9 protein-coding genes are annotated in these 10,958 nt (G+C 61.8%); 4 read left to right on the top strand and 5 right to left on the bottom strand.

Going from position 1 to position 10,958, the window contains the following annotated elements; genetic code table 11:
* Positions 1-471: 471 nt before the first annotated feature.
* From VJS46_RS08525 to sseA, 4 genes are all read right to left on the bottom strand, one after another.
* Entirely contained in the window at positions 472-1,224 is a 753-nt protein-coding gene (locus VJS46_RS08525; protein WP_324059497.1) for a TorF family putative porin, read from the bottom strand.
* Between the two features lie 343 nt (positions 1,225-1,567).
* Positions 1,568-2,863: a mechanosensitive ion channel family protein gene (locus VJS46_RS08520; protein ID WP_324059495.1), complete on the bottom strand. Its 1,296-nt coding sequence runs from the start codon at positions 2,861-2,863 to the stop codon at positions 1,568-1,570.
* Complete coding sequence (metC, locus tag VJS46_RS08515; RefSeq protein ID WP_414707987.1) at positions 2,860-4,101, bottom strand: cystathionine beta-lyase; 1,242 nt, start codon at positions 4,099-4,101, stop codon at positions 2,860-2,862. The genes VJS46_RS08520 and metC overlap by 4 nt, the downstream gene beginning before the upstream one ends.
* Entirely contained in the window at positions 4,089-4,940 is an 852-nt protein-coding gene (sseA, locus tag VJS46_RS08510; protein ID WP_324059491.1) for a 3-mercaptopyruvate sulfurtransferase, read from the bottom strand. The genes metC and sseA overlap by 13 nt, the downstream gene beginning before the upstream one ends.
* A 400-nt stretch (positions 4,941-5,340) precedes the next feature.
* Here sseA and queF point away from each other — a divergent pair, with 400 nt between their 5' ends.
* The 3 genes from queF to VJS46_RS08495 all read left to right on the top strand — a co-directional run bounded on the left by queF (position 5,341) and on the right by VJS46_RS08495 (position 9,529).
* Complete coding sequence (queF, locus tag VJS46_RS08505; RefSeq protein ID WP_324059489.1) at positions 5,341-5,787, top strand: preQ(1) synthase; 447 nt, start codon at positions 5,341-5,343, stop codon at positions 5,785-5,787.
* Positions 5,788-5,923: 136 nt separating this feature from the next.
* A complete protein-coding gene (locus VJS46_RS08500) occupies positions 5,924-8,203 on the top strand; it encodes a glycosyltransferase family 4 protein (RefSeq protein ID WP_324059488.1) in 2,280 nt (759 codons plus the stop codon).
* 42 nt (positions 8,204-8,245) lie between these two features.
* Positions 8,246-9,529: a glycoside hydrolase family 130 protein gene (locus tag VJS46_RS08495; protein WP_324059486.1), complete on the top strand. Its 1,284-nt coding sequence runs from the start codon at positions 8,246-8,248 to the stop codon at positions 9,527-9,529.
* Positions 9,530-9,532: 3 nt separating this feature from the next.
* On the opposite strand, the gene VJS46_RS08490 is transcribed toward VJS46_RS08495, so the two are convergent.
* On the bottom strand, positions 9,533-10,210 hold the full coding sequence (locus VJS46_RS08490; RefSeq protein ID WP_324059484.1) for a YggS family pyridoxal phosphate-dependent enzyme: 678 nt from the start codon (positions 10,208-10,210) through the stop codon (positions 9,533-9,535).
* Between the two features lie 79 nt (positions 10,211-10,289).
* On the opposite strand from VJS46_RS08490, the gene VJS46_RS08485 reads away from it, so the two are divergent.
* A complete protein-coding gene (locus VJS46_RS08485; protein WP_324059483.1) occupies positions 10,290-10,808 on the top strand; it encodes a thiamine phosphate synthase in 519 nt (172 codons plus the stop codon).
* Positions 10,809-10,958: the final 150 nt, after the last annotated feature.

Below are 10,958 nucleotides of genomic sequence, written 5' to 3'. Positions count from 1 at the left end.
CAACTCGACCGGGAAGATGGCCCTCGATCCGGCCCCATTGCTCGTCCGTCAGTACCCGTCTGCTCAAAGCTCGTCTCCTTCGACAACCTTGAATCAGAACTCTTCGGAAAAGGGAATCCTATGAATGCAGACAGCGCCTAGAGCGCGCTGCGTTTAATCTGACGCGGGCGGGCGCTCTAATTCTTTGTTGTCGCATCGTTTTTCGCGCAAAACCGGTTCCCACTTTTGCGCACGATGCTCTAAGATCATGGCCCTGTCAAAAGTTCAGCGGAGACGGGAGGCACGGAGGACACAAGGGCGTTCATCCACCCTCGACCACTCACCCCGTCGTCCCTGCGCAGGCAGGGACCCCGCTCCTATATAGGCCGCCCTGCTGAAGGGCTTCGACAACCTCCCGCGAACGGGGCAACCACCAAAGAAAAAGGGCCGCAACCTTGCGGTGCGGCCCCTCTCTGTACTTGGCAGTTCAGATCAGAACGCGACGCTGACCGAACCAACAACGCCAGCCTTCGACACGTTGCGGCCGGAGGGGCTGATGAAGTCCTCGTCGGTGTCGACATAGGAAACGCCGAACGACAGGTTCTTGTAGGTGTAGGTCGCACCCAGGCTCCAGTCGGTATATTCCTCGCCGGCAGTAATGAAGCTTTCTTCAAAGTTGTGGCCGAGGTGAGCCGAAAGGCTGATCGGGGTGTTCGGAATCGCAGCGTTCAGATCGCCAGCAACATAGAGATTGTCTTCCCTGCCCGCGCCGAGCGAAAGCGCATTCTGCTTCGGAGCATAGGCGGCGGTCAGCTTGCCGGTGACGGGGCCAAAAGTATGGGACACGGCGACAAAAGGTTCAAAGAAATCTGAGGGATATTCGTCGAAGAACTTCTCCGCACCCGGATAGTAATAGTACAGAACGCCGACATCGACCGTGGTTGCGCCGAAGCTCTTCTTGTAGCCCAGGATCAGGTCGAGCTCGGTGTCGCTGCCAGCAGCGACGTAATCGTCGATCGTCGAACCCCAGACGGTGGCATAAAGGCCGGAGTCATGAGCAACGGAAAGCGTGCCCTGGATCGCGAAATCCTTGTCGGTCTGCGAAATGCCGCGGAAACGGTAGTCGGTGACAACGGCAGCGCCGCCGCTGACGGTGATGCCGCTGGCATCTTCATCCTGCGCGAGGGCCGGCGTGGCAACGGTGGCGAAAAGAACGGCCGACAGGCCGAGAATGGACTTACGCATCTGATTCCCCTTCATAAATTCGAGGCTGCCCCTCCTGCGTTCAGGCTTTCCGCTTTTCTCATCGGCTGGGCCGAAGGGGCGGAATTGCGTTTGAACGGGGCCTCACTGCACGCAGCTTCCGCAGCGCACAACAGAAATGCGCCACAGCAAGACATTTCGATGACGCGTTGTTGCCCGGTTGCAACAATTTCAGCAAAGCTAGGCAGAATAAGGCGAAATCAAGGCTGACGTAGCGGCAAATCTGCCACAAAGGCCATTTTGCGTGGTTGCGGCTGCTGAATTTTCGCTGAACGGGGCGCAGATTGAGCGGGCGAAGGAGGGAAAAAGATTCCGGGGTGCAGCATCAATTGGCTGGCGCCTGCTTCCCCCCGGCCGATTCCGGCATGCTACGGATATGGACATCATGCTGCTGGAAAGGCACCTGGATGCCGTGTTCCTTAAAGAGGTCCCACAAGCGCCCCAGCACATCCGACTTGACGCCCCCGATGCCGCTTTCCGGGTCGCTGATCCAGACCAGTATCTCATGCTCCATGCTGCTCGCTCCAAAGGCGGTCAGCCACACATTGGGCTTTGGCGATCTCAGCACACGGGGCGAATCCGATGCGGCCTGCAGCATCAGCTGCTGCGCGAGCTTGATGTCGCAGGAATAGGCAACGCCCACGGGAATGCGGACGCGGACATTGCGGTCGGAATAGGACCAGTTCTCCACCTCCTGCGTCATCAGATTTTCATTGGGAATCAGATGCTCCTTACCATCGCGCGTGATGATGGAGACAGCGCGCACCCCGATCTTGTTCACAGCGCCAATGCTGTCGCCAATGACGATCACGTCGCCCGGCTTGATCGACCGGTCCATCAGCAGGATGATGCCCGCGATTAGATTGCCGAAGGTCTTTTGCAGGCCAAAACCCACCGCAAGGCCAAGAGCGCCCGAAAATACCGCGAAAGTCGTGAGGTCGATGCCGGCAATGTCGATGCCGACAAAGAAAGCCACCACAATGATGGCGATGGCCGCCAGTTTCTGCGCCAGCAACCGCTGGGTAGGATCAAGCTCCTTCACCCGCGAAATGCTGTGCCCGACCACCCGGTTGGCGAGCCTTACGCCCGCGAAAAGCGCCACGATGGTGATCGTGATGGTGAGCAGGCTGAGCAGCGAAAAGCGCCGCTTGCCCGCATTGAACCCGATCCGTTCCAGCGCGTCGGTCAGGGGTACGAAGCCGCCGACATTGCTGGATATGATCGCGGCCAGGACCAGCACCGCTACCGGAATGCTGATCCAGCGCGGCATGTGAAGGCCGCGAAGCAGGTGCGACACCAGCATGGCCGTCGACGCCGCCAGAAAAATCCCCAGCACCAGTGCGGCATGGCCGGTCCATGGCCACAGGTTCGCGGCAAGAGCCAGAAGCAGCGCTGAAAGCCCATAGCGCAGCAGCGGCGCCATGCGCTGCCCCAGCCCTTCGCCATGGACGCCCGCCTTTTCCAGCCAGAGCTGCTGAACGCGGGGGCAGGTCCAGCGGCCAAACAGCCAGGCAAGCACCATTATCGCGATGGCGATCCCGGCGCTGATCGCCACCTCAACCGCCGCCTGTCCCTGCGGAAGGGAAATGCCCCAACCCGCCAGGACAGACTGCTTTGTCATGCGTGTTCCCGAAAGCGTGAGAGCCCCGCGGCAAGGTCAGCGATCAAATCATCGGTATGCTCTATGCCGATGTGCAGCCGGATGACCGGCCCTTCGGCCTTCCAATGGGTTGCGCTACGGTAATTTTGCGGATCGCAGGGCAGCGCAAGGCTTTCATAGCCGCCCCAGCTATAGCCAAGGCCGAAATGCTGAAGCCCGTCGAGCAGCGCCACCCGGCCTGCATCGCTGCCCCCATTGAGGACAAAGGAGAAAAGGCCGCTGGCGCCCAGGAAATCCCGTTGCCAAAGATGATGGCCCGGGCAGCCAGGCAAGGCCGGGTGAAGGACGCGGGCCACCTCCGGCTGCTGCTCCAGCCAGCGCGCCACCGCGAGCGCCCCTGCCTGATGCTGTTCCAGCCGCACCGCCAGCGTGCGCAGGCCCCGTGCGGCGAGATAGCAATCATCGGGGCTGGCCGTCTGGCCAAGGGCATAAGCGTTCCGGCGCAGTGCGGGCCAAAGCGCTGGGGCGGCCGTCACCGACCCCATCATCAGGTCGCTATGCCCCGCAATATATTTGGTGCATGCGAGGATCGAAAGATCGACGCCATGGCCAATCGCCTTGAAATAAAGCGGCGTCGCCCAGGTATTGTCGATGAGCGTCACGATGCCGCGCGCCTTGGCGGCCGCGACGATTGCGGGCACATCCTGCACCTCGAACGTCAGGCTGCCGGGGCTTTCCATGAAGATCGCCCGCGTGCGCTCGTTCAGCAGCGCCTCTATTCCCGCGCCCAGCAGCGGATCATAATAGACCGTGGCGATCCCCATTGGGCGAAGGATATTCTCGCAAAAGGCGCGCGTAGGATCATAGGTGCTGTCCACCATCAGCAACTCGTCGCCCGGCTTCAGAACGGACAGCAGCGCGCAGGCGATGGCCGCGACGCCGGAGGGATAGAGCATGGTGCCCTCCGCGCCCGGCTCCAACTCGGTCAGCGCATCCGCCAGCGACCAGTTGGTGGGCGTTCCCCGCCGTCCATAGAAAAGCCGCTCATGCGTATCATGCACGCGCGCGCGCATTTCGGCGACGCTGTCATAGAGAATGGTGGAAGCACGCCAGACGGGCGGATTGACGATCCCGCCCGTGCCCGAAGGATCTCTTGTCCACTCCGGGCGGCGTCCCGCCTGCACCAGCCGGGTCGCATCGTCGCGCCCGTCTCTGACCTTGCTTTCCCTGCCCTTGCTGTCTTTGCCTATGCTACGCACGCTGCTCCGGTCGCCTTCCGCGTCGCGGGATCGGTGCCCCATTCGGCCCAGCTCCCGTCATAAAGGGCAATGTCCTTCTTGCCGAGCAACCGGGCGCCAAAGGCGACGACCGCCGCAGTCATTCCACCGCCACAGGTGGTAACCATCGGCTTTTCCATGTCAATGCCCGCAGCGGCAAAGGTGGCCTTCAGGTCCTCGCCCTTCTTATATGTGCCGTCGGCGTTGAAGAGCTCGCTATAAGGCAGGTTCCTGGAGCCCGGAATATGCCCCGGCGCAACACCGGGCCGGGGATCGCGCTCCTGGCCGGTAAAGCGGGCCGAAGAGCGCGCATCCACAACCTCCTCGGCGCCGCTCGACATGTTGGCGATCATCTCCGCCTTGTTGCGGACTGCCTTATCGTCCTTCCAGACCGTGAAATGGCGGTGGCGAAGCATTTCCCGCCCCTGTGCGAGCGGACGCCCCTCCGCTTTCCACTTGGCAAGGCCCCCGTCGAGGATCGCGACGTCATAGGCGCCGAACATGGTAAGCATGAACCATGCGCGAGCCGCGCTCTTGATCGGGCTGTCATCATAAAGGACGATGCGGCTGCCATCGCCAAGGCCCAGCGACTGCATCCGGCTGGCGAATTTCTCGGGCGGCGGCAGCATGTTGGGAACAGGGTTATGGCTGTCGATCAGATTGGTCAGATCCATGAAGACAGTGCCCGGAATATGGCCTGCCTCATATTCCTCCAGCGCGTTCCGGGGATCATCAGGCATGAATTGGGTCGCGTCGACAACGCGCAGGTCGGATGCGCCAAGTTCCTCGGCCAGCCATTCTGTGGAAACAAGCAGGTCCATTCATTTTCTCCCGCAATAGGGGTTATGAAACGCCAGGGAGGAAAAACCAGCCTCTTTCCGGACCGTTGCTGCAATAGTCAGGCAAGCGATTCAGGATTGCAAGCGGTTAGTGCTGATGGATTGATGGGCATTCGTTCCCAACCCCGTCGTCCCTGCGCAGGCAGGGACTCCGCTGCACCTTCAACAATAATCAGCTAAGCTAAAGAAAAAAGGCGGGGTCCCTGCCTGCGGCCGAAAGCCGCAGTTTATCCTGAGCGCCCGCCCTGCGGGCAGTCGAAGGGCGCGGACGACGGTCAGGTGGGGGACGACGAGCGGGGCACTGCCGCCAGCCCCCGCCCAACTGTTCAAAATCGCCATCAAGCCCTATATCAGCGGCCAATCCCAGCATGAAGTTGAACACATGACCCTAAAACATCTTGGCCAAACCAGCGCCCTGCCCGCCTCGCCCGAAGAGGCGGTGCTTGACTATGTAGCCAATCCCCGGCCCGGCAGGCCTTATCTGGTCCGCTTCACCGCGCCTGAATTCACCTCTCTCTGCCCCGTCACCGGCCAGCCCGATTTCGCGCATCTGGTGATCGATTACGCGCCGGGCGACACGATCGTCGAATCGAAATCGCTGAAGCTGTTTCTAGGCGCCTTCCGCAACCATGCCGCTTTTCATGAGGACTGCACCGTAGGGATCGGAGAGCGGCTCTTTTCTGAAATGCGGCCGCTCTGGCTTCGCATCGGCGGCTATTGGTATCCCCGCGGCGGCATTCCGATCGACGTCTTCTGGCAATCAGGTTCGCCGCCTGAGGGCATGTGGCTGCCGCCCCAGGACGTGCCGGGCTATCGCGGCCGAGGCTGATCCGCCCTGTTTTTGCCTCTTTTCGCAGTTTTTCCTTGCTGCGCTGCACAAGGCGCGCAACCATCCCTCTCTTCGAGTCGTTAAAAAAGGAAGTTCCAGACCATTCCTATCTAGTTGCGTTTGCGAAAGGTTAGAGATGAACGAGGTTACCTCAGGAGCCCAATCTTTTGCCGGCGTGCCGGACCATATAGCCCTCATCGGAAACAGCGTGCCGCGGCGTTGCGGCATTGCCACCTTCACCACAGATACAGTCAATGCGCTCCGCGAGCGCTTCCCCGGAATGCGGATCGATGTCTACGCCATGGACGACGGGCGCGACGATCTGGTCTATCCTGCGGGCGTCACATCCGTCGCACAATTCGATCCCACCAGCTACACCACCGCAGCCCGCCAGATCGAAGAAAGCGGCGCGCAGGCGATCTGGCTTCAGCATGAATATGGGATTTTCGGCGGGGCAGCCGGCGACATGGTGCTGAAGATATTGCACCGCACCGATATTCCCTTGCTGACGACGCTGCACACGGTCCTGGAAAGGCCCAATCCCGACGAACGCCGCGTGCTGGAAGCGGTGATCCGCCGCTCGGCCAAGCTGATTGTCATGTCGGAAAAGGGCTGTGAGATATTGCGCCGGGTCCACGCCGTGCCCGCGCACAAGATCGAGATCATTCCCCATGGCGTGCCCGACCGCCTCTATGCCGATCCTGCGAGCATCAAGCCCAATTTCGGATTTGAGGGCCGCAAGGTACTGCTGACCTTTGGCCTGATCGCTCCCGACAAGGGCATCGACCATATGATCCGCGCCATGCCCGCCATTGTGGAACAGCATCCCGACACGCTTTACGTCGTGCTCGGCGCGACCCATCCCAATATCCTGCGCCGGGACGGAGAGGCATTGCGCGAATCGCTGCAAATCTCGGCTGAAAAGCTGGGCGTCGCCGATCATGTGCGCTTCATCAATGCCTATGTGGGCCTGGAGGAATTGCTGGATTATCTGCAGGCGGCGGACATTTATGTGACGCCCTATAATAATCCGGCCCAGATCACGTCCGGCACGCTTTCCTACGCCATTGCCATGGGCAAACCCGTGGTCTCGACGCCTTATGTCCATGCGACGGAGATACTGGATCAAGGGCATGGCGTCCTTGTGGGCTTCCATGACAGCGAAGCCTTTGGCCGGGAAATCAGCGCACTCTTAGCGGATGATGAGGCGCGGAGAGCACTGGCGGCCAAGGCTTATGAGCGCGGGCGGACCATGCTCTGGTCGAAGCTTGCCCAGCGGGCGGCCCAATTGCTTGGCGAACTGCGAAACGCGCCGCTGACCCGCATCTCGGCTGCTGCAAGATTCCAGCCGCTGCCGCCCAATCTCAGCGCGGTCATCCGCATGACCGACGCGACCGGAATGTTGCAGCACAGCGTCTATTCCGTCCCCGACCGCACCCATGGCTATTGCCTGGACGACAATGCCCGGGCGCTCATTCTGATGAGCCGGATGCCCGCCATGGATGAAACGGAACGCGACCGGCTGACCAGCATATACGGCTCCTTCGTCCAGCACGCTTGGAATCCGGTGCGGGGACGCTTCCGCAATTTCATGCGCTTCGACCGGAGCTGGATCGAGGAGGAAGGATCGGAGGATAGTTCCGGACGCGCCGTCTGGTCGATCGGCACGACAGCGCGGGATGCCCCAGCGGCCAAGCATCGCGACTGGGCCTCGGTTCTCTTCGACACGATCGCGGTCCATGCGGGGGAACTCGACGCGCCCCGTGCGCAGGCTTTTGCGATGCTGGGGGCCGCCGCGATGCAGGAGGCGCATCCCGGCCACGCCCTTTCGCGGCAATTGCTGGAGCAATTCGGCGAAGAGCTTCTCTCGCTGCTCCATATTTCGCGGCGCCCTGACTGGGCCTGGTTCGAAGCCGTGCTTGCCTATGACAATGCCCGCCTGCCCGAAACCCTGCTTCGTGCAGGCAAGGCATTGGGAAGAACGGATTTTCTGGACTGCGGCATCACCACATTGGAGTGGATCGTCGCTCAGCAGACCGCGCCCGAAGGTCATTTCCGCGCGGTCGGGACGGACAGTTTCGGCCGCGAATATCAGCCGCCCCTGCCCTTTGACCAACAGCCGCTGGAGGCGCAGGCCACTATCGATGCCTGTTCGGCGGCCTTTGAGGTCACTGGCAATGTGCGGTGGCGGATGGAGGCGGAGAAGGCCTATCAATGGTTCCTTGGCCGCAACGACCTCGATATCCCGCTCAGCAGCAGGGAAGATGGCGGCTGTTATGACGGGTTGACGCCGACCGGCGTCAACCGCAACCAGGGAGCAGAATCCATATTGGCGCTGCAACTTGCCTCCTGCGCGATTTTGCGTCTTTCCCAAACGGGGGTGGACGTGGCACATAGGGCCGGCGTCGCCGCCTGAACGGGGTCGGCGTCCGAACCGAAGTGCTTGGGGGGTCGCACCGTGCTGAGCGTCCATAATCATCATCTCCGCCTCTATGCCGACCCTTCGCGCGTGGTGGTCCGACCCTTCCACCTTGCCTGGCAGTCCAACGGATCGGTGCCCAGCCGCACCGAGCGGCTGGTGCGGGAGGTGCTCAAGATGGATGAGCGCACCGCCCACGATCAGCTTGAAGTCGTGCTCAAGGATTTTGAGGAGCGCCATTGGCAGACCCGGCGCGTCTTCATGACTCGCTATGACGAAATTGCCGTGCAGCTAACGCTCGACGGCACCAGCATCAGCGATGAAAAGCGGCAGCTCATCGGCGCCTATTTCTGTCACGAATATAGCTATGCCGCGGCCGCGCTGATGAACCCCAGCGTCGTGCCTCATCATGACCAGAGCGGCATGCCCGACGGCTCCCAGCGCATCATCATGTCATTGCGGGCGGTAGGTGAAGGCCATATCAGCTCGGTCGCGTTCCGCGAAGGCATCATAACGCAGAATGCCGAGCTCCGCCTCGCGCCTCAGCCGCCCTTCGCAACCGCCACTGACGCGCATTGCGATGAAGACAAGTGCCTGCAAGGGCCGGTGACCGTCTTCCGCCATCGCGACGCGACGCTTTCCGGCACCGTGATATTCCCCATCACCCCCGCGCAGGCCAATGGCCTTGAGGACCTTCGCCTCGTGCAGTTCACCCATGATGACGGGTCGCTGGAATGGCTGGGGACCTACACCGCCTATAGCGGCCGGGAGATTCAGTCGGAACTGCTGCGCACCCGTGACTTCCGCAGCTTTGACCTGGTGCCCATGTCGGGCAGCGCATCCCGGAACAAGGGCATCGCTCTTTTTCCCCGTACCATCGGCGGACAATATATGTCCATCGGACGGCAGGATGGGCAGAATGTCTTCCTGCTGAAATCGAGCAGCCTTGGCCATTGGGACGAAGGGGAAAAGCTGCTCGAGCCCGTCTATCCCTGGGAACTGGTGCAGATGGGCAATTGCGGATCGCCCATTGAGCTGGAGGACGGATGGCTGCTGCTGACCCACGGCGTCGGCGCCATGCGCAAATATTCCATCGGCGCCGTGCTGCTAGACAAGAATGATCCCTCCAAGGTCCTCGCCCGCACGCGCGAACCCGTTCTCTCGGCAGCGGACGAGGATCGCGAAGGCTATGTGCCCAATGTTGTTTATACCTGCGGCGCGATGAAGCATGGGGAGTATATTTTCCTCCCCTATGGCGTTGCGGATAGCTCCGTTGCCTTTGCCTTCGTGCCCATCGACAAGATGCTGTCCCTGATGGAGTAATCCTTACTGCCGCGCCCCGAACAGGGCGGTGCCGATCCGCACATGAGTGGCGCCTAGCATTACCGCGGTTTCGAAGTCTCCTGACATGCCCATGCTGAGCCCGGCCAGCCCATTATCGCGCGCAATCTTCGCCAGCAGGGCAAAATAGGGCGCCGCTTCCACATCGGCGGGAGGAACGCACATCAGCCCGGCAAGCGGAAGGTCCGCCGCGCGCGCCTCTGCGACCAAGCCCGGAACCTCCGCAATCGCGCAGCCCCCTTTTTGCGCTTCCTCGCCAATATTGACCTGAAGGAAGCAGGCGGGGCGGCGGCCGCTTTTATCCATCGCCCGCGCGAGAGCCGTCAGGAGCGAGGGGCGGTCGAGGGAGTGGATGGCGTCGAACAGCGCGACCGCATCCGCCGCCTTATTCGACTGAAGCTGTCCCACCAGGTGAAGCGACGCATCGGGATAGGCTTCGCGCAACGCCGGCCATTTGGATTGCGCCTCCTGCACGCGGTTCTCGCCGAACAGCCTGTGCCCCGCCTCGATCAGCAGTTCGATCTGGGGCCGCTCATAGGTTTTCGAAACGGCGATCAGCGAAACTTCGTCCGCCTTGCGCTCCGCATCGCGCGCGGCCCGGGCGATCCGGTCCTTGATAGCCGCCAGCCGCGCGGCGGCATCTTCCCTGCTTTCACCAGTCATGGCGGCTGCTATAGGCAGAGAGATGCGCTGCCGCCAGTCAAGATTTCCAGCGAAAAGCTCCCTCCCCCGCCTCTGGCTGATGACGGACGAGCGTATCCCGGAGGCGGCGCTGCTCAAGGCCATCGAGCGTCTGCCCAAGGGATCGGGCGTCGTCTTTCGTCACTACAGCCTTCCCCGCGACGCCAGGCGCAAGCTGTTCGGCAAAGTGCGGGCCCTCTCAGACCGGCGGAGGCTCACCCTGCTTCTCGCCGGTCCCGCCAACATCGCCCGCGCCTGGGGTGCCGATGGTTTTCACAGCCGGGACCACCAGCATAGCCGCTGGCCACTATTGCACAGCGCGCCCGTGCACAGCCTCCCCGAGATACGCCGCGCGCAGGCAAACGGCGCTCACCTGCTGTTCCTCTCCCCGCTCTTTACAACCCGCTCCCATCCGGGAGCGCGCCCGCTCGGGCGGCCAGGATTCAGCCAGCTCGCCCGCGCCACTCGTTTGCCGGTAATTGCGCTAGGCGGAGTCACCCCGCAAAAGGCTCGAGCAGTAGGCGCATTGAGATCCTATGGCTGGGCCGCGATCGACGGTCTGACCAAGCCTTTTGAATGAAGCGCGAGCGTTCAACCAACGTCCCGCCAATGTCGCGCGTTACAAGGCAGCGGGGTCCCTGCCTGCGCAGGGACGACAGGTGCCTTGAGGATTACGGTCTTTTCAGCAGTTTGAGCGAAGACTGGGGCGCTGAGACCGCAGGGCCGTTTA

This window comes from Rhizorhapis sp. (assembly GCF_035276005.1).
GTDB lineage: Bacteria > Pseudomonadota > Alphaproteobacteria > Sphingomonadales > Sphingomonadaceae > Rhizorhapis.
The sequence above is the reverse complement of the archived record's forward strand: the minus strand, read 5'-3'. Positions and strand labels throughout refer to the sequence as shown.